20 protein-coding genes and 1 pseudogene are annotated in these 24,040 nt (G+C 67.4%); 13 read left to right on the top strand and 8 right to left on the bottom strand.

From position 1 onward, the window contains the following. Positions 1 to 39: 39 nt before the first annotated feature. Complete coding sequence (gene parC / locus CON77_RS00985) at positions 40 to 2,466, bottom strand: DNA topoisomerase IV subunit A (RefSeq protein WP_101046929.1); 2,427 nt, start codon at positions 2,464 to 2,466, stop codon at positions 40 to 42. 82 nt (positions 2,467 to 2,548) lie between these two features. Here parC and CON77_RS00990 point away from each other — a divergent pair, with 82 nt between their 5' ends. Beyond that, positions 2,549 to 2,941 (top strand): VOC family protein, encoded by a 393-nt coding sequence (locus CON77_RS00990; protein WP_101046931.1) that lies wholly within the window; start codon positions 2,549 to 2,551, stop codon positions 2,939 to 2,941. Between the two features lie 22 nt (positions 2,942 to 2,963). Next, entirely contained in the window at positions 2,964 to 3,410 is a 447-nt protein-coding gene (locus CON77_RS00995) for an SRPBCC family protein (RefSeq protein ID WP_101046933.1), read from the top strand. Positions 3,411 to 3,440: 30 nt separating this feature from the next. On the opposite strand, the gene CON77_RS01000 is transcribed toward CON77_RS00995, so the two are convergent. From CON77_RS01000 to CON77_RS01020, 5 genes are all read right to left on the bottom strand, one after another. Next, entirely contained in the window at positions 3,441 to 4,442 is a 1,002-nt protein-coding gene (locus CON77_RS01000) for a response regulator (protein WP_101046935.1), read from the bottom strand. After that, positions 4,439 to 7,876 carry a hybrid sensor histidine kinase/response regulator gene (locus tag CON77_RS01005; RefSeq protein ID WP_101046937.1) on the bottom strand — a complete coding sequence of 1,146 codons (3,438 nt, stop codon included), beginning with the start codon at positions 7,874 to 7,876 and terminating at the stop codon, positions 4,439 to 4,441. The genes CON77_RS01000 and CON77_RS01005 overlap by 4 nt, the downstream gene beginning before the upstream one ends. Positions 7,877 to 7,887: 11 nt before the next feature. Beyond that, on the bottom strand, positions 7,888 to 9,042 hold the full coding sequence (locus CON77_RS01010; protein ID WP_101046939.1) for a hypothetical protein: 1,155 nt from the start codon (positions 9,040 to 9,042) through the stop codon (positions 7,888 to 7,890). Further along, positions 9,032 to 9,499, bottom strand: coding sequence for a type 2 periplasmic-binding domain-containing protein (locus CON77_RS01015; protein ID WP_101046941.1), 468 nt, complete (start codon positions 9,497 to 9,499; stop codon positions 9,032 to 9,034). The genes CON77_RS01010 and CON77_RS01015 overlap by 11 nt, the downstream gene beginning before the upstream one ends. A gap of 242 nt (positions 9,500 to 9,741) precedes the next feature. Then, a complete protein-coding gene (locus CON77_RS01020; RefSeq protein ID WP_101046943.1) occupies positions 9,742 to 11,727 on the bottom strand; it encodes a DNA topoisomerase IV subunit B in 1,986 nt (661 codons plus the stop codon). A 69-nt stretch (positions 11,728 to 11,796) separates the two neighbouring features. Between CON77_RS01020 and CON77_RS01025 the strand changes: the two genes are divergently transcribed. Genes CON77_RS01025 through bamC form a run of 5 tightly spaced genes read left to right on the top strand, consistent with a single transcriptional unit; the run spans position 11,797 to position 15,889 of the window. Beyond that, on the top strand, positions 11,797 to 13,053 hold the full coding sequence (locus tag CON77_RS01025) for an MFS transporter (RefSeq protein ID WP_101046945.1): 1,257 nt from the start codon (positions 11,797 to 11,799) through the stop codon (positions 13,051 to 13,053). Beyond that, on the top strand, positions 13,050 to 13,214 hold the full coding sequence (locus CON77_RS15060; RefSeq protein WP_157826816.1) for a hypothetical protein: 165 nt from the start codon (positions 13,050 to 13,052) through the stop codon (positions 13,212 to 13,214). The genes CON77_RS01025 and CON77_RS15060 overlap by 4 nt, the downstream gene beginning before the upstream one ends. Continuing rightward, positions 13,215 to 13,799, top strand: a complete 585-nt coding sequence (locus CON77_RS01030; RefSeq protein ID WP_101046947.1) for a class I SAM-dependent methyltransferase — start codon at positions 13,215 to 13,217, stop codon at positions 13,797 to 13,799. Between the two features lie 46 nt (positions 13,800 to 13,845). After that, positions 13,846 to 14,730: a 4-hydroxy-tetrahydrodipicolinate synthase gene (gene dapA, locus CON77_RS01035; protein ID WP_439650495.1), complete on the top strand. Its 885-nt coding sequence runs from the start codon at positions 13,846 to 13,848 to the stop codon at positions 14,728 to 14,730. 40 nt (positions 14,731 to 14,770) lie between these two features. Continuing rightward, positions 14,771 to 15,889 carry an NlpB/DapX family lipoprotein gene (bamC, locus tag CON77_RS01040; RefSeq protein ID WP_101046950.1) on the top strand — a complete coding sequence of 373 codons (1,119 nt, stop codon included), beginning with the start codon at positions 14,771 to 14,773 and terminating at the stop codon, positions 15,887 to 15,889. A 94-nt stretch (positions 15,890 to 15,983) separates the two neighbouring features. Here bamC and ahpF read toward each other — a convergent pair whose 3' ends face one another. Together ahpF and ahpC are read right to left on the bottom strand one after the other, a co-directional pair. Further along, positions 15,984 to 17,567 (bottom strand): alkyl hydroperoxide reductase subunit F, encoded by a 1,584-nt coding sequence (gene ahpF / locus CON77_RS01045; RefSeq protein ID WP_101046952.1) that lies wholly within the window; start codon positions 17,565 to 17,567, stop codon positions 15,984 to 15,986. Between the two features lie 214 nt (positions 17,568 to 17,781). Continuing rightward, the gene (gene ahpC / locus CON77_RS01050) at positions 17,782 to 18,345 is read right to left on the bottom strand and encodes an alkyl hydroperoxide reductase subunit C (RefSeq protein ID WP_101046954.1); all 564 of its coding nucleotides are present in this window, start codon (positions 18,343 to 18,345) and stop codon (positions 17,782 to 17,784) included. Between the two features lie 212 nt (positions 18,346 to 18,557). On the opposite strand from ahpC, the gene bfr reads away from it, so the two are divergent. The 6 genes and pseudogenes from bfr to CON77_RS15065 form a co-directional block, all read left to right on the top strand. Next, the gene (gene bfr / locus CON77_RS01055; protein WP_101046956.1) at positions 18,558 to 19,034 is read left to right on the top strand and encodes a bacterioferritin; all 477 of its coding nucleotides are present in this window, start codon (positions 18,558 to 18,560) and stop codon (positions 19,032 to 19,034) included. A gap of 109 nt (positions 19,035 to 19,143) precedes the next feature. Next, positions 19,144 to 19,359, top strand: coding sequence for a (2Fe-2S)-binding protein (locus CON77_RS01060; RefSeq protein WP_101046958.1), 216 nt, complete (start codon positions 19,144 to 19,146; stop codon positions 19,357 to 19,359). A 151-nt stretch (positions 19,360 to 19,510) separates the two neighbouring features. Beyond that, positions 19,511 to 21,787 (top strand): TonB-dependent receptor, encoded by a 2,277-nt coding sequence (locus tag CON77_RS01065; RefSeq protein ID WP_101046960.1) that lies wholly within the window; start codon positions 19,511 to 19,513, stop codon positions 21,785 to 21,787. An 8-nt stretch (positions 21,788 to 21,795) separates the two neighbouring features. Continuing rightward, complete coding sequence (locus CON77_RS01070; RefSeq protein ID WP_101046962.1) at positions 21,796 to 22,482, top strand: Fe2+-dependent dioxygenase; 687 nt, start codon at positions 21,796 to 21,798, stop codon at positions 22,480 to 22,482. After that, positions 22,467 to 23,552, top strand: a complete 1,086-nt coding sequence (locus CON77_RS01075; protein WP_101046964.1) for an alpha-hydroxy acid oxidase — start codon at positions 22,467 to 22,469, stop codon at positions 23,550 to 23,552. Before CON77_RS01070 ends, CON77_RS01075 begins: the two co-directional genes overlap by 16 nt. A 113-nt stretch (positions 23,553 to 23,665) precedes the next feature. After that, a pseudogene (locus CON77_RS15065) lies at positions 23,666 to 24,040 on the top strand (hypothetical protein); the annotation flags it as partial.

The raw sequence follows: 24,040 nt of genomic DNA on the forward strand, positions 1-24,040 counted from the left end.
CCCCTTCGTTCGGCCCCGCACGGGGCCTGTTGCACACGCTCACACCCAGCGCCAGACCCGGCCCGGCTTGAAACCGAAACTGGCGTCCTTGCCCTTACGCCCCCGGGCGGCGCGGGCGTTGTTCAGGCTGCGAATTTCCAGCGTTTCTTCGCGCAGTTTGCCACCGCGCCCCACCCCGTCGATGCGCACGCTGCGGGTGTAGGCCACCGCACCGGCCAGGGTATCGGGATCGTCCAGGCCCATCAACATCAGGCCACGGCCGCCCTTGGGCTGCAGCTTCAGCTCGCTCAACTCGAAGGTCAGGATGCGCCCGCCCGTGGACACGCAGCACACGTGCGTGGCCGGGGCCAGCGCGGCCTGCGCCTCGCCCCCCTCGGGCGCAGCGGGCGGGGCCACCACAGCACCGTCGGGAGCGGCCAGGCGCAGCACCAGGCCGCCGCTGGCCAGCGCCGGGGCGCACAGGGTTTCGCCGGCGTTCAGCGTCACAAACGCTTTGCCGGCCTTCTGGCGGCTCACCAAGTCGTCCACCGTGGCCAAAAAGCCATAACCGCCCGAGCCGCTCAGCAGCAGGGTGGCGCCCGCCGGCCCGGCAAAGAAATGCACCGGCTGCGTGCCCGCCTCCAGGTCGATCAGGGTGGTGATGGGCTGGCCGTCGCCGCGCGCCCCGGGCAGGCTGGCCACCGGCACGCTGTAGACTCGGCCGTTGTTGCCAAACACGATGAGTGTGTCCACCGTACGGCACTCGAAGGTGCCGTACAGGCCGTCGCCGGCCTTGAAGGCAAACCCGGCCGCGTCGTGGCCGTGGCCGGTGCGGGCGCGCACCCAGCCCTTGGCCGACACCACCACCGTCACCGGCTCGTCCACCACCTTGATCTCGGCCACGGCCTTCTTCTCGGCCTGGATCAGCGTGCGGCGCTCGTCGCCAAAGGCCTTGGCGTCGGCCTCGATTTCCTTGACCATCAGCCGGCGCAGACTGGCGGGATTGGCCAGGATGTCTTCCAGCTTGCCCTGCTCCTCGCGCAGCTCCTTCAATTCCTGCTCGATCTTGATCGCCTCCAGCCGCGCCAACTGGCGCAGGCGGATTTCGAGGATGTCCTCGGCCTGGCGCTCGCTCAGGGCGAAGCGCGCCATCAGCGCGGCCTTGGGCTCGTCGCTGGCGCGTATGATGGCGATCACCTCGTCGATGTTGAGCAGCACCAGCTGCCGCCCTTCCAGGATGTGGATGCGGTCCAGCACCTTGTTCAGGCGGTGTTGCGAACGGCGGGTGATGGTGCCCTGGCGGAATTCGATCCATTCGGTCAGCATCTGGCGCAGGGTCTTTTGCACCGGCTTGCCGTCCAGGCCCACCATCGTCAGGTTGATGGGCGCCGAGGTTTCCAGGCTGGTGTGCGCCAGCAGCGCGGTGATCAACTCCTGCTGTTCGATGCGGCTGCTTTTCGGCTCGAACACCAGGCGCACCGGCGCGTCTTTGCTGGACTCGTCGCGCACGCCGTCGAGCACCGCCAGCAGGCTGGCTTTGAGCTGGGTCTGCTCCTGCGTCAACGCCTTTTTGCCGGTTTTGACCTTGGGGTTGGTCAGCTCCTCGATCTCTTCCAGCACCTTTTGGCTGCTGACGCCAGGGGGCAGCTCGGTCACCACCAACTGCCACTGGCCGCGCGCCAGGTCCTCGATCTTCCAGCGCGCGCGCACCTTCAGGCTGCCGCGGCCGCTGCGGTAGGCGGCCTGCACCTCGCTGGCGGGGCTGATGATCTGGCCGCCGCCGGGGTAGTCCGGGCCGGGAATCCGCTCGAACAGCTCGGCGTCGCCGAGGGCCGGGTTTTTGACCAGCGCCACGCAGGCGTCGGCCACCTCGCGCAGGTTGTGGCTGGGCATTTCGGTGGCCATGCCCACCGCGATGCCGCTGGCGCCGTTGAGCAGCGCAAAAGGCAGGCGCGCCGGCAACTGGCGCGGTTCTTCGGTGCTGCCGTCGTAGTTGGGCACAAAGTCCACCGTGCCCTGGTCGATCTCGTCCAGCAGCAGGGTGGAAATTTTGGTCAGCCGCGCCTCGGTGTAGCGCATGGCGGCGGCACCGTCGCCGTCGCGGCTGCCGAAGTTGCCCTGGCCGTCGATCAGCGGGTAGCGCAACGCAAAGTCCTGCGCCATGCGCACCAGGGCCTCGTAGGCGGCGCTGTCGCCGTGGGGGTGGTAGCGGCCCAGCACGTCGCCCACCACACGGGCGCTTTTCACCGGCTTGGCCGGGGTGTTGCTGTTGGGGCCGCTGTAACCCAGGCCCATGCGCTGCATGGCGTACAGAATGCGCCGCTGCACCGGCTTCTGGCCGTCGCACACATCGGGCAAGGCGCGGCCTTTGACCACGCTGAGGGCGTACTCCAGGTAGGCGCGCTGGGCGTAGGCGGCCAGGCTGTCGGGGTCGCCCGCCGGCGCGGCGGACGGGTGGTCGGGCGGGTTCAGCAAATCGGAGCTCATGCCTTATTGTCCATGAGCCTCAGGGATGCGCCGCTCTGGGTCACAATGCAGGCGACATTTTCAACCCAAGAGGAGACACCCCATGTTCAGCCACATCATGGTCGGCACCAACGACATCGACCGCTCGCAACGCTTCTACGACGCCGTGCTGGGCGTGCTGGGCGCAGGCCAAGCCATGCGCAACGCGGCCAGCACCGGCCACGAACGGCTGTTTTACCGGCACGACGGCAGCACCTTCTGCGTGTCGCAGCCCATCAACGGCGAAGCCGCCAGCTGCGCCAACGGCGGCACCATCGGCTTCCGTTGCGATTCGCCCGAGCAGGTCCAGCGCTTCCACGACGTGGCGGTGGCCCATGGCGGCTGTTCCATCGAAGCGCCGCCCGGCCTGCGCCAAACCGCGGCAGGCGCGCTGCACCTGGCCTATGTGCGCGACCCCGACGGCAACAAACTCTGCGCCCTGCACCGGCCCAAATAAGCCCCCCAACCAAGGCCTCACCATGTCCACCGTCACCCTGCACCGCGTCCTGCGCGCACCGCCCGAGCGGGTGTACCGCGCCTTTCTGGACCCCGCCGCCTTGTGCAAGTGGCTGCCGCCGCACGGTTTCACCTGCCAGGTGCACGCGCTCGACGCCCGTGTGGGCGGGCGTTACCGCATGTCGTTCGCCAACTGGTCCACGGGGCATGTACACGCGTTCGGCGGCACCTACCTGGAACTGCTGACCCACCGGCGCATCACCCACACCGACGCCTTTGACGACACCCACCTGCCGGGCGAGATGACGACCACCATCACCTTCACGCCGGTGTCGTGCGGCACGCAGCTCGAGGTGGTGCAGTCCGGCATTCCCGCGGCCATTCCCACCGAAGCCTGTTACCTCGGTTGGCAAGAGTCGCTGGAGTTGTTGAAATGGTTGGTGGAGCCCGACATTCCAGACGGCGCCTGAGCGCAGTTTGGCGCCCAGTCGAGGGGCCCCTCATCGGGCTGCGGCCGGCTCTTCCAGCCAGCGCTCGCGGATGTCCAGCAACTCCGGCAGCCGGTCCAGGAACAGCGGCACCAGGTCGGGGTCGAAATGCTGCCCCGAGGCCGAGCGGATGTAGGCCACCGCCTGCTCCACCGGCCAGGCCGGCTTGTAGGGCCGGGCCGTGGTCAGGGCGTCGAACACGTCCGCCAGCGCCACGATGCGCCCAGCCAGGGGAATGTCCTCGCCCTGGAGGCGGCGCGGGTAGCCCGAGCCGTCCCATTTTTCGTGGTGGGTGTAGGCGATTTCGGCCGCCAGGCTGAGCAGGGGCGAGTCCTGCTCGCCAATGATCTTGTAGCCGATGTAGGGGTGGCGACGCATCACCGCCCACTCCTGCTCGTCCAGCTTGCCGGGCTTGAGCAGGATGTGGTCGGGGATGCCGATCTTGCCGACGTCGTGCATGGGCGCGGCGTTGAGGAGTTGCTCGGCGTCCTCCTCGTCCATGCCGGTGGCCCGCCCGAGCACCTGGGCGTAATGGCTCATGCGGATGACGTGCAGGCCGGTTTCGTTGTCGCGGTATTCGGCGGCTCGCCCCAGGCGCTGGATGATCTGCAGCCGCGTGGCGTTGAGCTCCTCGACCCCGACCAGGGCCAGGTGGGTGCGCACCCGGGCCAACACGATGGGTGGGCTGACGGGTTTGGTCAGGTAGTCCACCGCACCGATCTCGAAGCCCATGGCCTCGTCGGCCACTTCCGACATGGCGGTCACGAAAATCACCGGAATGTGCCGGGTGGCCGGATCGGCCTTGAGGGCGCGCACGGTGTCGTAGCCGTTCATCACCGGCATCATGATGTCCATCAGGATCAGGTCCGGGTGCTGCAGGCGCGCCAGCTGGAGCGCCTTGGCGCCGTCGGTGGCGAAGGTCAGGCGGTATTTGTCTTCGAGGACGTAGCGCAGCAACTGCAGGTTGGCGGGTTCGTCGTCCACCACCAGGATGCGGTGTTTCGATCGGCTCATGTCGGGGCTCCCTGGGCCTGCTCGGGCGGCAGTGCCAGTCCGAATTCTGCGCCGATCTGGCGTGCCGCCGTTTCGGCCTGTTCAAAATCGAACGATGCCAGTGCGGCGCGCAAACGGGCCAGCCGCTCGGGCGTGAAAGCATGTTCGAGTTCGGCCAGCATCGGCTCCACGTCGGCCGGGCTGCACAGGCGGATGGCGCCGATGGCCCGGACCAGCAGGTCCGTGGCCTCGGCCGGCCCACCCGACAGGACGGCCGGCGCGACGATCTCGGTCTGGACCCAGCCCGGGCCGGCTTCCAGCTCCAGGTAGGAGGCGATCGCCGTCAACGTCGTCGCCATGGCCGCGCGAAGACCGCCGACCGGCTCCTCCCGACCGGGCGACTGCTCCACGCCGTGCAGCTCGCGCTCGACCTCGGCGGCCTGGGCCGCCAGCCGCTTGAGCTGCAGGTTACCGGCCGTGCCTTTGAGCTTGTGCACCCAACCGATGCGGGTGTCGCGGTCCCAGGCGTCCCAGGCTTGCAAGCCCTCGGCGTGGTCCTGGGCGAATTTGTGCAGGAAGTGCCGGTAGGCGGCTTCGTCGCCCCACAGGCGGATGCCGGCCTGGCTGTCGAGCACCGGCATGGCCACGGCATCGGCCGGGGCCAGTGCCGCCGGCATGCCCCCTTCCGCGCGGGCCGGCGCGCCCGAGGTGAGCCGCTGGATCACGCCGATCAGCGCGTCCACGTCGAAGGGCTTGGTCACGAATTCGTTCATGCCGGCGGCCGTGGCCGCGGCCTTTTCACTGCTGAAGGCACCGGCGGTGAGGGCCACCACCGGCACATGAGCCAGGCTGGGCGTGGCCCGGATGGCGCGGGTCGCGGCGATGCCGTCGAGCACCGGCATCTGCACGTCCATCAACACGATGTCGAAATCGGCCGGTCGCTGCTGCAGCAGGGTCAGCGCCACCTGGCCGTCGGCGGCCAGGGTCACCTGCGCCTGCTCGCGCGTCAGCACGCGCTGCGCCACCTCCAGGTTGGTGTCGCTGTCGTCCACCACCAGCACGCGCACGCCGGCCAGCCGCTGGCTCTGGCCGGCCGCACTCACCGGCAGGGCCACACCGTCGGCCTGGCGCAGGTCGTGCACGGCGTTGAACAGGGCCGAGGCGGTGACCGGCTTGGTCAGCACCGAATCGGCGGCGCGGCTGTCGGCCTCGGCCAGCAGCACCGCGCGGTCGTGCGCGGTCACCATGATGATGGTCGGCGTCTGGTCCGGGTCGTGGCTGGCCGCCTGGATGGCCTTGGCCGTGGCCAGACCGTCCAGGCCGGGCATGCGCCAGTCCATCAGGATCAGGTCGTAAGGTCCAGAGGCTTCGGCATCGGTACAGCGCTGCAGCGCCTCGTCGCCGGAAGCCACGGTGTCGGCGTGCCAACCCAGGCTGTGCACGGTGGCCGCCAGCACCGAACGGGCCGAGGCCTGGTCGTCCACCACCAGCACGCGCAGGTCGCCCAGGTCCTGGTAGGCGTGGGCCGCCGGCTCACCGCGCTCGAACTCGAGCTCGAACCAGAACTCGCTGCCCTGGCCCAATTCGCTGCGCACCTGCAGCTGGCCGCCCATCAGCTCCACCAGGCGCTGGCAGATGGTCAGGCCCAGGCCGGTGCCACCGAAGCTGCGCGTGGTCGAGGCATCGGCCTGGGTGAAGGCCTGGAAGATCGACGCCAGCTTGTCCGGCGGGATGCCGATGCCCGTGTCGCGCACGCTGAAGCGCAGCCGCAGGCGCGGCCCGTCGGGGTTGCAGCGTTGCGTTGACACCGCCACCTCGCCCCGCTGGGTGAACTTGATGGCGTTGCTCACCAGGTTGATCAGCACCTGCCCCAGCCGCAGGGGGTCGCCCACCAGGCCGTCGGCGCCGGCCGGTACCGGCGCCACCAGGGCGTCGATCCGCTTGTCCCCGACCGCCGCCGACATGATGTGGGCGACGTTTTCCAGCACGTCGCTCAGGCGGAAGGGGGTGTGCTCGATGTCGAGCTTGTTGGCCTCGATCTTGGACAGGTCGAGGATGTCGTTGATCAGGCCCAGCAAGGCCCGGCCCGAGCCGTGGACCTTGCGCACCATGTCTTTGGCCACCGGCGACAGGTCCTGCTGCTCCAGCAGGTAACTCATGCCCAGGATGGCGTTCATGGGCGTGCGGATTTCGTGGCTCATGTTCGCCAGGAAAGAGGTCTTGGCCTGGTTGGCCTGCTCGGCCAGTTCGGTGGCGTGCAACAGCTGTTCGGTGCGCTGTCGGACCTTGGCCTCCAGGCTGGCGTTGAGCGCGTGGATGCGCCCTTGCGCCGCCTGGCTCTCGGCCTGCAGGGATTCGAGCTGCTGGCACAGTTCGTTCGAGGTCTGCAGCAGCACCCCGATCTCGTCCTGCGCCAGCGGGCGCCTCTGGTGCTGCGCCAGGTGCTCGCGCACCTCGGCAAAGCGCCCTTCGGCCAGCTTGGGCAGCTCCTGCGCCAGCGCCTGCAGCCGCCGCATCGAGCGGCCCAGGGCCAAGCTCAGGAACAGACCCACCAGCACCATGCCCACGCTGCTCAGCAGCAGGTTGGCCAGGGCCGCCTGGCGCATCGCCTGTTTGGCCGGGGTTTCGTCCGTCACCAGCAGCACCGACACCGGCTGTACCGTCTTGTCCTGCCGCAGTTCGAAGGCCTGCAGGGCGATGTGGCGGCCACCGAACCAGTCGGCCAGGCCGGCCCGCACCGCGTCGTGGCCCACCACCGCGGCGATGGCTTCGAGCTGGCCGATCACCCGGTCCGCGTTGGAGGCCATCAGCACGTCCTGGTCCCAGACACGCCGGTACGCAGCCGCCGCGTCGACCGGCTGGCGCGCCAGCAAGGCCACATCGGCCTCGACCAGGCGCTGGAAATCGACGATCGAGTCGCCGATGGAACGGCCGATGTTGACCACCACCTCGCTGCCATCGGGTAACAAAGTCGGCACATAGGCCTGCTGCCGGCAGACCCGGCGGCAGTCCAAGTAGGTGGATGGGCGCTCGTCCAGCCGCACCTGTTCCAGGGCGCGGGCGTTGAGCTGCGGCGTGGGCAAGGCCTGCGCCCCATCCTGCTCCCAGGCGTAGAGCAACGCCCCCGTGGGCGAGAGGTACTGCAGCGAGTCGATGCCGGTGTAGGCGTTGCCGGCCAGCGCAGGCGGCGACCCGGGGTGGGCGATCAGGCGCGAGGCGTCGCCGGCGAACTGGCTGGCCACCCGCTCCAGTTGCAGGCTGGAGCGCTGCTCCAGGGTCAGGAAGGCGGTGTGCAGCTCGCGCAGCCGCTTCTGGCTTTGCACCTGCTGCGCCTGGTCCAGGTTGTGGAAATAAACGCCCTGAACCAGGGCGTTGACGCCGATCAGGACCGCCGTCAGGAGGATGGCGAACTTCCAGCGCAGGCTGATGTAGCGGCCCGAGAGCAGGCGCGGCATGGGTCCGGCTTTCAGAACCGCAGACCGACCGTGAGGGCCAGCAGGTCGGTGCGTGCGCTGCGGCCGTTCGGGTTGTCCAGCAGGGGAATGCCGCCGACGCCACGGATACGGTGGTATTCGGCATTGAGCTGCACATCGGCCTGCGGCCGCCACACCACGCCGAAGGTGGTGTCGCGCGTCGCCGTGGCGCTGCGGTTCTGGCGGTCGCCGTAGCTCACGTCGTGGCGCAGCAGGCCGGTCCACTCCGGCGTGAAGCGGTACTGGTACTGGACGTACGCACCGTCCGTGCCGGACCGGCTGCTCATGCCCGCGACCTCGGTGTGGCCGTTGGTGCGCTGGTACTCCGTGGTCAAGGACCAGTTTTCCGCGTTGTACTGGGCCGACCAGACGGTCGCGCGGATCTGCAGCGCGGCTGGCCCACCACCGAGCCGGCCGGCCATGCCCAGTTCGGCGTAGCTGAAGGCGTAGCGCTGCTGGCCGTTGTGGCGTTCGTGCAGGATTTGCGCGAACAGGGGGCTCAGCACCCGCAGGTCGGTCCCGGCGGGGATGGCGCCCCCGGCCAGGTTGCGCAGGGTCAGGTCGGAGGCCCGGCCACTGCGCGCCTGGCTGAGCTTGAACGTGGTCAGCTGCTCGTCGTCGGCCAGGCTGCCGTAGAGCTGCACCGCGTCCGACGAGAACAGCAATTCGCGGATGCCGTTGCCCTCGAAATAGACCGACTGCGGCAGCAGGATGGAGGGGCGCGTGAACACCACGTCGCGGGTTTCGTTGTACAGGCCGAAGGCGTTGCGCACGCGGCCGATGCGCAGGCCCTGGTCCCGCTCGCCGTTGCGCGGGCTGTGCAGGTCGATGAAGGCGTAATCGACGCGGGCCTGGCCGTCGTCCGTGGCCCCGGCCTTGCGCGCCTGGATCTGCCCGGCCACGGAAACGTGGTGGTTCAGGTGGGCAAAGGCGTTGACACCGGTTTCCAGATAGTCGGCGGCCCCACCGTGCTGGGTGTTGCCATAGAAATTGTTGCCGCGGCTGGCGATGTAGCCGACCGAGGCAAAACCGTGGAATTCCACCGCGGTCTCGCCCGCATCGTCGTGGCCGGCCCAGGACGGCGCGGCCAGCAGGCCGAGCAGCAACGCCCACCACGCCGGCCGCGTGCGCCAGGGTTCAGCGAACATCGAGCGTCTTGACTTTTTCATTGGTGACATAGTCGTTTCCCACGATGTAGCCGATGCCACCGGTGGTTTGCGCCACGCGCTTGAGCATTTCTTCCCGGGTCTGCACCACGACAGGCGCGCGCCCGGTGCCGGTGAACACCTGCTGGTCCCAGATGTCGCGCAACACGTAAGGCAGCAGTTGCAGGGTCTGCTTGCTGAACTGCCGGTGCGGTTCGCTCTGGTCCGGCAGGACGAAGACCGTGGCCATCTGGCCATCTCGAAACTGGCGGGCGCGCATGGAAAAGATGGCGCGCAAATCGTTGCGGGTGATGGTTTCGATCTGGAGCGCCGGGTGGGCGATCACCTGGATGGCGGCGCTGTCCGGAGCGGCCCGTGCCGCGACAACGCCGAGCGCCCACAGGCCGACGCAGGCCAGACGCAGCAACCCGCTCCAGCGGGGCGTGGCGGCTGGACTCATGGGCCGTCGGCTCCACCGCGCGGGCTCAAGCGCGGCTCCCCACAGCAGGCGCACCGAGGCACGCCCCCCACGCATCAACTCCCATGTGCCTCTCCATCGCGACCTCCCCGTTGCTGTCGCTGCACGCCAATGTTGGGACTCAGACAGCGGACCGCGCGTTGGCCCTAAGCGCCTGACCCAGAACTGTTTTCGAAAAGTCTAGCAGAAGGCTGGGTGGCGCGGCATCGGGAGATGCCTGACGCTCACACGTCGATGTCCACCTCGTCGCCGTGCAACTCCATCAGCTCGCGGCGGGCGGCGGCTTCGCCCTTGCCCATCAGTTGGGTGATGCGCGCTTCGGTGGCGGCAAAGTCCAGGTCGCCCAACTGCACCGGCAGCAGGCGGCGGGTGTCGGGGTTGAGGGTGGTGTCCCACAACTGCTCGGCGTTCATTTCGCCCAGGCCCTTGAAGCGGCTGATCTGGCACTTCTCGCGCGGTACGCCGTCCTTGGCACACTTGTCCAAAATGGCGGTCAGCTCGCCCTCGTCCAGCGCGTAGGCCTTGGTGGCGGGCTTTTTGCCGCGCGCCGGCACGTCCACGCGGAACAGCGGCGGGCGCGCCACGTACACGTGCCCGGCCTCGATCAGCTTGGGAAAGTGGCGGAAGAACAGCGTCAACAGCAGCACCTGGATGTGTGAGCCGTCCACGTCCGCGTCGCTCAAAATGCACACCTTGCCGTAGCGCAGCCCGCTCAAATCGGGGGTGTCGTCGGGGCCGTGCGGGTCCACGCCCACGGCGACCGAGATGTCGTGGATTTCGGTGTTGGCAAACAGGCGGTCGCGCTCCACCTCCCAGGTGTTGAGGACCTTGCCGCGCAGCGGCAGGATGGCCTGGCATTCCTTGTCGCGGCCCATTTTGGCGCTGCCGCCGGCGCTGTCGCCTTCCACCAGGAACAGCTCGTTGTGGGCGATGTCGCGGCTTTCGCAGTCGGTCAGCTTGCCCGGCAGCACCGCCACACCACTGCCCTTGCGTTTTTCCACCTTCTGGCCGGCGCGCTGGCGGCTTTGCGCGGCCTTGATGGCGAGTTCGGCCAACTTCTTGCCCTGCTCCACGTGCTGGTTCAGCCAGAGTTCGAGCGCCGGGCGCACGAAACCGCTCACCAGCCGCACCGCGTCGCGCGAGTTCAGCCGCTCCTTGATCTGGCCCTGGAACTGCGGGTCCAGCACCTTGGCGCTCAACACGTAGCTGGCCCGGGCGAACACGTCTTCGGGCATCAGCTTCACGCCTTTGGGCAGCAGGGCGTGCAGTTCGATGAAGCTTTTCACCGCCTGGAACAGGCCGTCGCGCAGGCCGCTGTCGTGGGTGCCGCCGGCGGAGGTGGGAATCAGATTGACGTAGCTTTCGCGCACCGGCGCGCCGTCTTCGGTGAAGGCCACGGCCCAGGCCGCGCCCTCGCCTTCGGCGAAGCTGTCGTGGCCGGCGTCGGCGTAGCCTTCGCCCTCGAACAACGGGATCACCGGCTCGCCGGCCAGCGTCTGCTGCAGGTAGTCGCGCAGGCCACCCTTGTATTGCCAGGTTTGCGTGTCCTTGGTTTTTTCGTTCACCAGGGTCACGCTCACGCCCGGCATCAGCACCGCTTTGCTGCGCAGCAGGTGCACCAGCTCGTTCACGGGCAAGGCGGCCGATTCAAAGTATTTCGCGTCGGGCCAGACGCGCACGCTGGTGCCCTGCTTGCGCTCGCCGGCTTCCAGCGTGCGGCGGCTCAGGGGCTCGACCACGTCGCCGGCGGCAAACGCCAGGCGAGCCAGGTGGCCGTCGCGGTGGCTGCTCACCTCCAGGCGGGTGGCCAGGGCGTTGGTCACGCTCACGCCCACGCCGTGCAGGCCGCCCGAAAAACTGTAGGCCCCGCCCTTGCCCTTGTCGAACTTGCCGCCCGCGTGCAGGCGGGTGAACACCAGTTCCAGCACCGGCGCGTTTTCTTCGGGGTGCAGGCCGTGCGGAATGCCACGGCCGTCGTCCTCCACGCTCACCGAAGCATCGTCGTGCAGCGTCACCTTGATCTTTTTGCCGAAGCCGGCCAGGGCCTCGTCGGCGGCGTTGTCCAGCACCTCCTGCACGATGTGCAGCGGGTTGTCGGTACGGGTGTACATGCCCGGGCGCTGCTTGACGGGCTCCAGCCCTTTGAGCACACGGATGGAGCCTTCGGCGTACGCGGTGCCGGCGGCGGGGGAAGCGTTGGTGTCTGCCATGGCCGGGGATTGTAGAGAGCGTGCCCGACGCGACAGACGGGCCGGTACCAAATTCGCTACAGTCTCGGCATGTCTATCCCCTCCCCCCACGCGGCCACCCCTGCGCCGAAAAAACTGTCGGCATTCCAGGTGCTGGCCTGCGGCGCGGCCATCGTCACCCTGTCCATGGGCATCCGGCACGGTTTTGGCCTGTGGCTGCAACCCATCACCCAGGACCAGGGATGGACGCGCGAGACCTTCGCCTTCGCCATGGCGGTGCAAAACCTGTCGTGGGGCCTGTTCGGCATTTTTGCGGGCATGCTGGCCGACCGCTTCGGCGGCTGGCGGGTGCTCATGGGCGGGGCCGTGCTCTACGCCCTGGGCCTGGCGGGCATGGCCTGGTCCAGCACCACACTGCTGTTCACCCTGACCACCGGGGTGTTGATCGGCGCGGCCCAGGCCGGGACCACCTACGCGGTCATCTACGGCATCCTGGGGCGGCAGATCCCGGCCGAACGCCGCTCCTGGGCCATGGGCATGGCGGCGGCGGCCGGCTCCTTCGGCCAGTTCCTGATGGTGCCGACCGAAGGCTTCCTGATCGCCCAGTTCGGCTGGCAGCAGGCGCTGCTGGTCCTGGGTGTGGCGGTGCTGCTGGTGCTGCCCCTGGCCACCGGCCTGCGCGAACCCCAGCAGGCCAGCAACGGCCAGGGCCCGGCGCGGGAACAGACCATTCTGCAGGCGGTGCGCGAGGCCTTCGGCTACCGCAGCTTCCAGTTGCTCATGGCGGGCTATTTCGTCTGCGGCTTCCAGGTGGTGTTCATCGGCGTGCACATGCCCAGCTACCTCAAGGACCACGGCCTGTCACCCCAGGTGGCCAGCTACGCGCTGGCCCTCATCGGTCTGTTCAACGTGTTCGGCACCTACGCCGCCGGCGTGCTGGGCCAGCGCCTGGCCAAGCGCAAGATCCTGGCCTTCATCTACCTGATGCGCTCGGTCGCCATCACCCTGTTCCTGCTGGCCCCGCTCACGCCCTGGAGCGTGTACGCCTTTGCCGCGGCCATGGGACTGCTGTGGCTGTCCACCATCCCGCCGACCAACGCCATCGTGGCGCAGATTTTCGGGGTGGCCCACCTGTCCATGCTGGGTGGCTTTGTCTTCTTCAGTCACCAGGTCGGCAGCTTCCTGGGCGTGTGGCTGGGAGGCCTGCTGTACGACCGCACCGGCAGCTACGACATCGTCTGGTACCTCTCCATCGCGCTCGGCGTGTTCGCCGCCGTGGTGAACTGGCCGGTGCGCGAAGCCCCGATCCAGCGCGGCCCGCAACGGGTCGTGGGAGCCGCCGCGTGAGCCCCGCCCCGGCCAGCCACGCGCACCCGCGGTCAGGCGGGGCCTGGCCGCGCCGCGCCGCCTGGGGGGTGGCCATCGCGCTGCTGCTGGCCACTTTCAGCTTTTACACCCACCCCGACTTCATGCTCGACATGGCCAACCAGCTCTGGGCCTGCTTCTGAATGACCCCGCCCCACACCTCGCTCTCCCCGTCCGACTGGGTCTGCCGCTGGACCCACCTGATCCCCGACCAGCGCCCTGGTGGTCCGCGCGCCCTGGACCTGGCCTGCGGCCACGGCCGCCACAGCCGCTGGCTGGTGCGCCAGGGCTGCCACGTCACCGCCGTGGACCGCGACGCCAACGCCCTGGCCACGCTGGCCGACCTGGCCCCCAGGGTGCGCACCGTGGCGGCCGACGTGGAGAACGGCCCCTGGCCCCTGAGCGGCCAGGCCTTCGACGCGGTGATCGTCACCAACTACCTCTGGCGCCCGCTGTGGCCGCAGATCCTGGCCAGCCTGGCGCCCGGGGGTGTGCTGATTTACGAAACCTTTGCCGACGGCAACGCCACGGTCGGCAAGCCCTCGCGGCCGGACTTTCTGCTGCAGCCCGGCGAACTGCTGCGTCTGTGCGCCGGCCTGCGCACCGTGGCCTACGAGGACGGTTTCCTGACCGCCCCTGAGCGCTTCGTCCAACGCATCGTGGCGGTGCGCGAAACCCTGCCCCCGCCGGACGCCCCCCACCGCTACACCCTGCGCGCCGCTGGGTAGAATGCGGATTGGTTTCATTGCCCCCAACCTAATCCATTCCGCACCTATGAATCCGATCACCGGCAGCATCGTGGCCCTGGTCACTCCCATGCACGAAGATGGCAGCGTGGACTACCCCACCTTGCGCAAGCTGATCGACTGGCACATCGCCGAAGGCACCGACTGCATCGGCGTCGTCGGCACCACCGGCGAATCGCCCACAGTGAACGTGGAAGAGCACTGCGAAATCATCCGCGTCGCCGTGGAACAGGCCGCCGGTCGCAAGCCCATCATGGCCGGCTGCGGCGCCAATTCCACCGCCGAGGCCATCGAACTGGCGCGCTTCGCCAAAAAAGTGGGCGCCGACTGCCAGCTGCAGGTCGTGCCCTACTACAACAAGCCCACGCAGGAAGGCCAGTACCAGCACTTCAAGGCGATTGCCGAAGCCACCGGCGACCTGCCCGTGGTGCTGTACAACGTGCCTGGACGCAGCGTGGCCGACATGGCCCACGACACCGTGTTGCGCCTGGCCCAGGTGCCCGGCATCGTCGGCATCAAGGAAGCCACGGGCAACATCGAGCGCGCGCAGTGGCTGATCCGCGAAACGCCCGAAGACTTCGCCGTCTATTCCGGTGACGATCCGACCGCCGTGGCCCTGATGCTGTGCGGTGGGCAAGGCAACATCAGCGTGACCGCCAACGTCGCCCCCCGGCTGATGCACGAACTGTGCGTGGCCGCCATCGCTGGCGATGTGAAAGCCGCCATGGCCATCCAGATGCGCCTGATGCCGGTGCACAAGCACCTGTTCGTCGAGGCCAACCCGATCCCGGTGAAATGGGCCATGACCCGCATGGGCCTGTGCGGCCCGACCCTGCGCCTGCCCATGACCCCCCTGACCACCGGCAACGAAGCCGTGGTGGAACAGGCCCTGAAAGCCGCCGGCCTGCTCTGAGCCGCCGAACGCCCCCACCCCCTCACCCGACCGGTCCTACATGAACACCTTCGCCTCTACCGACAGCCGCCAACGCCTGTTCCGCTGGACCACCGTGGCCGTGGCCGCCAGCCTGGCCAGCGCCTGCTCCGTGCTGCAAGAAGACAAGATCGACTACAAGAGCGCCAAACAGGTCAGCACCCTGGAAGTGCCGCCCGACCTGAGCCAGCTGACGCGCGAATCGCGCTACACCGTGCCGGGCAATGTGGTGACCGCTAGCGGCTACCAGGTGGCCCAGCCGACCCAGCGCGTGCCGACCGCGGCCGCCACCGTGGGCGACGTGCGCATCGAGCGTGCCGGCAACCAGCGCTGGCTGGTGGTCGACCGCCCGGCCGACCAACTCTGGGGCCCCGTGCGCGACTTCTGGCAGGAAAACGGCTTCCTGCTGGCGCTGGACCAGGAAAACCTGGGCCTGATGGAAACCGATTGGGCCGAGAACCGCGCCAAGCTGCCGCAAGACATCATCCGCTCCACCCTGGGGAAGGTGTTTGACAGCCTGTACTCCACCGGCGAACGCGACAAGTTCCGCACCCGCCTGGAGCGCAACAGCGCGGGCGGCACCGAAATCTTCATCAGCCACCGCGGCATGGTCGAGGTCTACAGCAACGAGCGCAAGGACTCCACCGTGTGGCAGCCGCGTCCGGCCGACGTGGAACTGGAGGCCGAATTCCTGCGCCGCATGATGGTCAAGCTCGGCGTGACCCAGGAGCAGTCCAAGGCCCTGCTGGCCGCGGGCGCCGTGCCGCCGTCGTCCCGCGTCACCACCCTGAACAACCAGCCGGTGGTGCAGATCGAGGAAGGTTTCGACCGCGCCTGGCGCCGCGTCGGCCTGGCGCTGGACCGCACCGGTTTCACCGTGGAAGACCGCGACCGCTCGCAAGGCCTGTACTTCGTGCGCTACGTGGCGCCGGACGAAACCCAGACCACCAAAGAACCCGGCTTCTTCGGTCGCCTGTTCAGCAGCTCGCCCAAAAAGGAAGCCACCCCGACGCGCTACCGCATCGCCGTGCGCAGCACCGCGGCGCAAAGCACGGTGTCGGTGCTGGACGCCAACGGCCAAGCCGACCGCTCGGCCACGGCCCAGCGCATCGTGCAGGTCATTGCCGACGACCTGAAATAAGCAGGCACCATCGGACGCAAAAATGCCGGGCACTGCCCGGCATTTTTTTCGGCTCAGGCGCCAGAGCCCGGCCCGAGGACCCGGGCCATGGGCGTCAGGCGGTCAGCGCCTCGGTCACCGCGGCCGGCGTGCGGATCAGGTAGTCGAAGGCGCTCAAGGCGGCCTTGGCACCCTCGCCCGCGGCGATCACGATCTGCTTGTACGGCACCGTGGTGCAGTCGCCCGCGGCGAACACGCCCGGCACGTTGGTGTGGCCCTTGGCGTCCACCACGATTTCGCCAAAACGGCTCAACTCCACCGTGCCCTGGAGCCACTCGGTGTTGGGCACCAGGCCGATCTGCACGAAGATGCCTTCCAGCGCCACGTGGTGCTCGACGCCGCTGACGCGGTCCTTGTAGCGGATGCCATTGACCTTGCTGCCGTCGCCGGTGATTTCGGTGGTCTGCGCGTTGACGTGGACGGTGACGTTGGGCAGGCTCTTGAGCTTGCTCACCAGCACCGCGTCGGCCTTGAGCTGGTCGGCGAACTCGATCAGGGTCACGTGCTCGACGATGCCGGCCAGGTCGATCGCCGCTTCCACACCCGAGTTGCCCCCGCCGATGACCGCCGTGCGCTTGCCCTTGAACAGCGGACCGTCGCAGTGCGGGCAGTAGGCCACGCCCTTGTTCTTGTATTCCTGCTCGCCCGGCACGTTGACGTTGCGCCAGCGCGCGCCGGTGGACAACACCACGGTGCGCGACTTGAGCACACCGCCGTTGGCCAGGTGCACCTCCACCAGACCGCCGGCCTGCGCGGCCGGCACGATCTTCGCGGCCTGCTGCAGGTTCATGATGTCCACCTCGTAGTGGCGCACCTGGGCTTCGAGCGCGGCGGCAAACTTCGGGCCGTCGGTTTCCAGCACGGAAATGTAGTTCTCGATGGCCATGGTGTCGTTCACCTGGCCGCCGAAACGCTCGGCCACCACGCCGGTGCGGATGCCCTTGCGCGCGGCGTAGACGGCGGCCGCGGCACCGGCGGGGCCACCGCCGACCATCAGCACGTCGAACGCGTCTTTGGCGCTCAGTTTGGCGGCCTCTTTCTCGGCCGATGTCGTGTCCAGCTTGGCCACGATTTCCTCGATCAGCATGCGGCCCGAGCCGAACACCTGGCCGTTCAGGTACACCATGGGCACGGCCATCACTTCGCGCTCGGTCACCTCCTGCTGGTACAGCGCGCCGTCGATCACCACCGTCTTGACCCGGGGGTTGAGCACGGCCATCAGGCTCAGCGCCTGCACCACGTCCGGGCAGTTGTGGCAGCTCAGGGACATGTAGACCTCGAAGTGGTAGTCGCCGTCCAGGGCCTGGATCTGCTCGATCACCTCGGGCTCGACCTTGGGCGGGTGGCCACCGGTCCACAGCAGCGCCAACACCAGCGAGGTGAACTCGTGGCCCAGCGGAATGGCGGCAAAGCGCAGGCTCATGTCGGTGCCCAGGCGCTGCAGGCTGAACGAGGGCTTGCGCGCGTCCTGGCCGTCGGTGCGCACCGTGATCTTGTCGGACAGGCCGCCAATGGTCTCCAGCAGCGCCTTCATTTCCTGGGCGCTGGCCGAATCGTCCAGCGAGGCCACCAGCTCGAAGGGCTGGGTCACGCGCTCCAGGTAGGCTTGCAATTGGGCTTTGAGGGTGTCGTCGAGCATGGGGCGTCCTTGTGGGGGTTGGAATTCGGCCAAGCGGTCCGAGGCTTGGTCCACACCGGTTATTTTAGGTAACAACTATTGATTCGCCAATTTGAATTTCAAAAGCTATCAATAGCCAAAATCGATCCAGCCGGTCGGTGGTCGAAAAAAAAGGGCGCCGCCACAGGCAGCACCCTTTAATTTCCTGGCGGGCCGTTGCAAGAACGGCGCAGGATCAGATCTTGCCGACCAGGTCCAGCGACGGAGCGATGGTCTTGGCGCCTTCGTTCCACTTGGCCGGGCACACCTGGCCGGGGTTGGCGGCGGTGTACTGAGCGGCTTTGAGCTTGCGCAGGGTTTCTTTCACGTCACGGGCGATTTCGTTGCTGTGCACTTCCATGGTCTTGATCACGCCGTCCGGGTTGATCACGAAGGTGCCGCGCAGGGCCAGGCCTTCCTCGGGGATGTGCACGCCGAAAGCGTTGGTCAGGGCGTGGGTCGGGTCGCCCACCAGCGGGAACTTGGCCTTGCCCACGGCGGGGGAGGTTTCGTGCCACACCTTGTGGCTGAAGTGGGTGTCGGTGGTGACGATGTACACCTCGGCGCCGACTTTCTGGAATTCGGCGTAGTTGTCGGCGGCGTCTTCCACTTCGGTCGGGCAGTTGAAGGTGAAGGCGGCCGGCATGAAAATCAGCACAGACCATTTGCCTTTCAGGCTTTGCTCGGTCACATCAATGAACTTGCCATTGTGGAAAGCCTGGGCTTTGAACGGCTGGACGGCGGTGTTGATCAGGGACATGTCGCTTCCTTGTGGGTTGAGGTTGGGGATCGGTCGATCCGTGAAGACCCAAGAATCATAGCCCAGGGCAATCGATATTATCTATTAATAGTTTCAATCCACCCCATAGTTTTTGGTGTGCCGGCCCGACACCGAACCGACACACGGCCCCCGTGGGCGAGGCCCCAAAGGACTACACTGTGCACCACCGCCGACACCAGACAGGAGCCCCCATGAAAGGCGACGCACAAGTCATCTTCCACCTGCAAGCGCAGCTCAAGAACGAACTCACCGCCATCAACCAGTACTTCGTGCATTACCGCATGCTCAAGCACTGGGGCCTGGACAAGCTGGCCAAGAAGGAATACGAGGAATCCATCGGCGAGATGAAGCACGCCGACTGGCTGATGGACCGCATCTTCATGCTCGACGGCCTGCCCAACCTGCAGGACCTGGGCAAGATCAGCATCGGCGAGGACGTGCCCGAAATGCTCGGCAGCGACCTGGCGCTGGAACGCGGGGCCCAGGCCACCATCAAGGAAGGCGTGGCCCACTGCGAAGCCGCGCGCGATTACGTCTCGCGCGACCTGCTGCTGAAGATTCTGGACGACACCGAGGAGCACATCGACTTCCTGGAAACCCAGCTGGAACTGATCGACAAAGTGGGCCTGCAGAACTACCAGCAGAGCATCATGGGCGAGATCGGGTGAGCGGCCGACCCCACGGCACCCAGGGCGCTGCGGCGCCCCTTTTTTGCGCCCCGCTTGACCAGTCAAATGCAAATCATTATCATGCGCGCATGCTTTCAGGAGATTTGCCGTGATCGTGTGCGTGTGCCACCGCGTGAGTGACAAGACCATTGCCCGCAGCGCCCAGCAGGGGGCTGGGTTTGACGACATCCAACTGGAACACGGCGTGGCCACCCAATGCGGCAAATGCGAGGGCGCGGCCCGCCAGATCTGGAGCGAATGCCGCCTGAGCGGGCGGCTGGCGCACCTGGTGCACAGCACCACCGGCGCACACAACGCGGCCTGATCCCCCACCCCACCGGCCCAGCCGGTTTTTTTTCGTCCCGGCTCTTTATGCAAACGCGAATTGTTTGCATTTGCTATACAATTCTTTGCACCAGCCAGCCAGCACGCACCCTGCCGTGGTCAGCCAGCCAACAACCTTTCATCCGCTGACCATGACCACGCAAGCACACCGCCCGGACGCCCCCCAGCAGGCCGACCCCTACGCCACCTCTGCCCCCTTGCCGGCCAAGGCCGCCCTGCTGCCGCTGGGCGCCATGCTGCTGGCCAGCTCGCTCTCGGCCCTGGCACAGAGCGCCCCCACGGCCGAAGCCACCCTGTCCACCGTGACGGTGAAAGAGCAGGCCGACCCCGAAGAAATCAAGGCCAAGAACACCCTGCGCGCCACCGAATCCACCATCGGCAAAGGCAAGCAGGCGCTGCGGGACATCCCCCAAACCGTCACGGTGATGACCGAAAAGCTGCTGGACGACCGCAACCTGGACGATTTCCGCGAAGTGCTGAAAACCACCTCGGGCGTCACTTTTCAGGCGGGAGAAACCGGTGAAGAAGATGTGCGGCTGCGCGGCTTTTCGCTGGGCCAGGCCGGCGACATTTACGTGGACGGCATGCGCGACGCCCCGTTGATCGAGCGGGACACCTTCAACCTCGACCGGGTGGAGGTGCTCAAAGGCTCGGCCTCCATGCTGTTCGGCAAAGGTTCGACCGGTGGGGTGGTGAACCAGGTGAGCAAGCAACCCTTCCTCATGGACCAGCACGAGGCGGAACTCACCCTCGGTTCTGGCCAGGAAAAGCGCGTGACCGGTGATTTCAACCTCCAAACCGGCGACGATGCCGCCCTGCGCGTCAACGCCATGGTCCACGACGCCGACAACCACGGCGCCACGGTCAACAAAAAAGGCCTCGCCACGGCCTACCGCTGGGGCATCGGGCTGAAGGACGAATTCTCGGTGGGCCTGTATCACCTGGAAACCGATGGAACGCCGTTGTACAACCACCCCTGGTTCACCAGCAACGGTGAAATCGTGCCGACCCTGCCCGCCCAAAACTACTATGGCTTGGCCAGCGACTATCTGAAAACCCAAAGCACCTACGCCACGTTCAGCCACACCCACCGCTTTGACCACGACACGGCACTGAAAACCACCGTGCGCCATGGCAGCTACGAACGGGACCTGGTGGCCAGCGTGGTGCGGTTTGGCCAGACCAACGGGGCCGCCACCAGCCTGTCCAACCCGTACAACGACAGCACCCCCATCACACGCACCCCGAAGGGACGCATTGGCTTCAGCGACCTGACCCAGGTTCAAAGCGACTTCAGCACCCAATTTGAAGCAGCCGGTTTCAAACACAGCCTGATCACGGGTGTGGACCTGAGCATGGAGGACGCTCAACGCAACCAGAGCTACGCAGAAGCGGCCAGCGGCCTGAGCACCACCGTGGGTACGCCCAACGACGGCGCCGTCAACCCCAATGGGCGGGCTGCGCTGACCCTCAACACGTTCAAGGCACAAAACCTGGGCGTGTACGCCCAGGACACCGTGAGCCTGAACGAGGCACTCAAACTGGTCGCCGGTTTGCGCCTGGACCACTTCAAGGGCTCGTACGACGCGCCAGCCAACGGCAGCAATCCGGAAGCCCATTTCGAAATCAGCGACACCCTGCTCAGCCCGCGTTTCGGCGTGCTGTACCAGCCCGACGAAAACCAGTCTTACTACGCCTCGGTGGGCACGTCGTACAACACCTCCGGGGACACTTACCAGTTTGCCCTGGGCGCCTTCGTGCCCAACGCCACCACCGGCGCCATTTCCACCAACCAGCGCATCGCCAACACCCCCCCAGAAAAGAGCCGCAATTTCGAGATCGGCGGCAAGTTCGAGCTGTTTGACAAGAAGGCCTCGCTGGGCGTGGCCCTGTTCCATTCGGAAAAATACAACGAACGCAACACCGACGAGCCGACGGCAGACTCCTACCTGCTGTCGGGCAAGCGCCACGCCACCGGCATGGAGTTCAACTTCGCCGGCCGCCTGACGCCCAAGTGGGAAATCTTCTACAACCACACCTGGATTCCCACCGCCAAGATCGACAACGGCACCACCACCGGCAACGCCCAACGCGAGGGCGACCGCCCTGCCCTGACCCCCAAACACAGCGCCAGCCTGTGGACCACCTACCGCGTGGCGCCGATGTGGCGCCTGGGCCTGGGCCTGAACTACCGCGGCGAGCAAAGCCCCGAAGGCAACCGCACCCTGGTGGCCAAGGCGTTCACCACCGTGGACGCCATGGTCGAATACACCGTGAACGAGAAGACCAGCGTGAAATTCAACGTCACCAACCTGACCGACGAACTCTACGCCGACTCGCTCTACCGCGGTTTCTATGCGCCTGGTGCCGCCCGCGCCATCCAGGTGAGTCTGAAGCACCTGTTCTGAGCCACCCCATGCTGCTGCAACTGCCCCAGATCCTGAGCCAAGAAGACGTTCGCACCCTGCGCGAACACCTGGCCGACGAAGCCTGGTGGATCGACGGCCGCACCAGCGCAGGCGTGCAGGCGATGGAAGTCAAGCGCAACGAACAGTTGAAGCAAGACCACCCCATGGCGCATCGGCTTCAAGCCCAGGTGCTGGCGGCGGTGCAACGCAGCCCCTTGTTTTTCTCGGCGGCGCTGCCGCGCCGCGTCTACAACCCCCTGTTCAACCGCTACCGGCCCGAGCACCCCACCTACGGCGCCCACATCGACGGCGCCATCCTGCATTCCCAACGCACCCAGGAATGGGTGCGCACCGACCTGTCCTGCACCCTGTTCCTCTCGGACCCCGAGGAGTACGACGGTGGCGAACTGGTCGTCCACGACACCTACGGTGTGCAACGCGTCAAACTGGCCGCCGGCGACGCGGTGCTCTACCCCGGCACCAGCCTGCACGAGGTCACGCCCGTCACCCGCGGTGTCCGCCTCGCGTCCTTTTTCTGGATCGAGAGCATGGTGCGCAGCGACGAGCAGCGCCGCCTGCTGTTCGACCTGGACATGAACCTGCTGAAACTGCGCGAACGCCACGGCGAAACCGCCGAAACCACGGCGCTGACCGGCGTGTACCACAACCTGCTGCGCCAATGGGCGTCCACCTGATGCCCGACACGGCCCACCCCCCGGTCAACCTGGCCGACCACGAGGCCCTGGCCAGTGCTTGCGTGCCTCCGGCCGTGTGGGCCTACTGGTCCGGGGGCGCCGGCGACGAGCGCACCCTGTGCCACAACGCCGAAGCCTGGCAAGGCCTGGCACTGCACCCCCGGGTGCTGCGCCCAATCGGCGGGCTGGGCATGGAAACCCAGATGCTTCACCGCACGTGCCCCTCGCCGCTGCTGGTGGCCCCCATGGCCCGCCACGGCCTGGCGCACCCGGACGCCGAACATGCCACCGCCCTGGCCGCCTCGGCGCTGGGGGTCGGGCTGGTGTTGAGCATGCAGAGCCACACACCGCTGGAAGACGTGGCCCGCGCCATGGACCCCGGGCCCACGCGCGGCCCGCTCTGGTTCCAGCTCTACCACCTGGGCGACCGCGCCTGGACGCTGGAACTGGCACACCGCGCCCAGGCCGCCGGCTACGAAGCCCTGGTGCTCACGGTGGACGCCCCCCTCCAGGGCGTGCGCGACCGCGAGCGGCGTGCCAACGTCGCCTCGCTGCCCCAGGGCCCGCAACCCCACTGGCCACCCAGCCCGCCCCCCGGCTCCACCGATCAACTGCTCGCCCAGGCCCCGACCTGGGACGACGTGCACTGGCTGCGCCAGCATTCGCCCCTGCCCCTGCTGCTCAAAGGGATCACCCACCCCGACGATGCGGCCCTGGCCCTCGACCTGGGCATCGATGGGCTGATCGTTTCCAACCACGGAGGCCGCGTGCTGGACACCATGCCTCCCACCGTACAACTGCTGCCGGCGGTGGTGGCCGCCGTTCAGGGCCGCTGCCCGGTGCTGGTGGACGGGGGCATCCGTCGTGGCACCGACGTGTTCAAAGCCCTGGCCCTGGGCGCCGACGCGGTGCTGCTGGGCCGCCCCGTGCTCTGGGGCCTGGCCCATGCCGGGGCCCATGGCGTGGCCCACGTGCTGCGCTTGCTGCTGGACGAGTTGTGGGCCACCATGGCACTGTGCGGCGTGGCCCGCACTGGCGACATCGGACCTGAATATTTGAGTCGCTCATAAAATACGAATCGTTCTTGTTTAGAATAAAGAGAATTCGTTATGATGCCCATGTTGCTCGTCCTCCTTGGTGCCTGGGTGCTGGTGGTGACCGCCGGCTGGTGGGTGCTGAAACCATGATCGCCCTGACCGCCCCCTCGCCCTTTGCAGCCATGCCCGTCCGCCACTGGGTGGTTCTGACCACCGTGCTCACTGCCCACGCCGCCGCCCTCTGGCTGCTGCAGCAAGGCCTGGCCCAACGCCCCGCCGAGGCGCTGGTGCCGGCCGAGATTCTGGTGAAATGGATCAGCGCCGCCCCGACACCCGCCGTCCCCGCCGCGCCCGCAGCCACCCCGGCCACGCCCCGTGTGGCCCAACGGCCGGCGCCAGCGCTGGCCCGACCGACGCAGCCCCCCAGTCCGGTGCCGACCCCTGTACCTACCCCTGTGCCAACCCCCGCTGCCCCGGCGCCCGCACCGGTCGCCAGCAGCACCGACCCCCCCCCCGCCGCC

Source organism: Macromonas nakdongensis (assembly GCF_002837145.1).
GTDB classification, from domain to species: Bacteria; Pseudomonadota; Gammaproteobacteria; order Burkholderiales; family Burkholderiaceae_C; genus Macromonas_B; species Macromonas_B nakdongensis.

Bases quoted from the DNA above. Each gene is read 5' to 3' on its own strand.
- dapA (WP_439650495.1), top strand. From the start codon at position 13,846: ATGAATCCGATCACCGGCAGCATCGTGGCCCTGGTCACTCCCATGCAC.
- bamC (WP_101046950.1), top strand. From the start codon at position 14,771: ATGAACACCTTCGCCTCTACCGACAGCCGCCAACGCCTGTTCCGCTGG.
- CON77_RS01010 (WP_101046939.1), bottom strand. From the start codon at position 9,042: ATGTTCGCTGAACCCTGGCGCACGCGGCCGGCGTGGTGGGCGTTGCTG.
- CON77_RS01065 (WP_101046960.1), top strand. From the start codon at position 19,511: ATGACCACGCAAGCACACCGCCCGGACGCCCCCCAGCAGGCCGACCCC.
- CON77_RS01005 (WP_101046937.1), bottom strand. From the start codon at position 7,876: ATGCCGCGCCTGCTCTCGGGCCGCTACATCAGCCTGCGCTGGAAGTTC.
- CON77_RS01030 (WP_101046947.1), top strand. From the start codon at position 13,215: ATGACCCCGCCCCACACCTCGCTCTCCCCGTCCGACTGGGTCTGCCGC.
- bfr (WP_101046956.1), top strand. From the start codon at position 18,558: ATGAAAGGCGACGCACAAGTCATCTTCCACCTGCAAGCGCAGCTCAAG.
- CON77_RS01070 (WP_101046962.1), top strand. From the start codon at position 21,796: ATGCTGCTGCAACTGCCCCAGATCCTGAGCCAAGAAGACGTTCGCACC.
- CON77_RS01020 (WP_101046943.1), bottom strand. From the start codon at position 11,727: ATGGCAGACACCAACGCTTCCCCCGCCGCCGGCACCGCGTACGCCGAA.
- CON77_RS00995 (WP_101046933.1), top strand. From the start codon at position 2,964: ATGTCCACCGTCACCCTGCACCGCGTCCTGCGCGCACCGCCCGAGCGG.
- ahpC (WP_101046954.1), bottom strand. From the start codon at position 18,345: ATGTCCCTGATCAACACCGCCGTCCAGCCGTTCAAAGCCCAGGCTTTC.
- CON77_RS01000 (WP_101046935.1), bottom strand. From the start codon at position 4,442: ATGAGCCGATCGAAACACCGCATCCTGGTGGTGGACGACGAACCCGCC.
- CON77_RS01025 (WP_101046945.1), top strand. From the start codon at position 11,797: ATGTCTATCCCCTCCCCCCACGCGGCCACCCCTGCGCCGAAAAAACTG.
- ahpF (WP_101046952.1), bottom strand. From the start codon at position 17,567: ATGCTCGACGACACCCTCAAAGCCCAATTGCAAGCCTACCTGGAGCGC.
- parC (WP_101046929.1), bottom strand. From the start codon at position 2,466: ATGAGCTCCGATTTGCTGAACCCGCCCGACCACCCGTCCGCCGCGCCG.
- CON77_RS01075 (WP_101046964.1), top strand. From the start codon at position 22,467: ATGGGCGTCCACCTGATGCCCGACACGGCCCACCCCCCGGTCAACCTG.
- CON77_RS01015 (WP_101046941.1), bottom strand. From the start codon at position 9,499: ATGAGTCCAGCCGCCACGCCCCGCTGGAGCGGGTTGCTGCGTCTGGCC.
- CON77_RS00990 (WP_101046931.1), top strand. From the start codon at position 2,549: ATGTTCAGCCACATCATGGTCGGCACCAACGACATCGACCGCTCGCAA.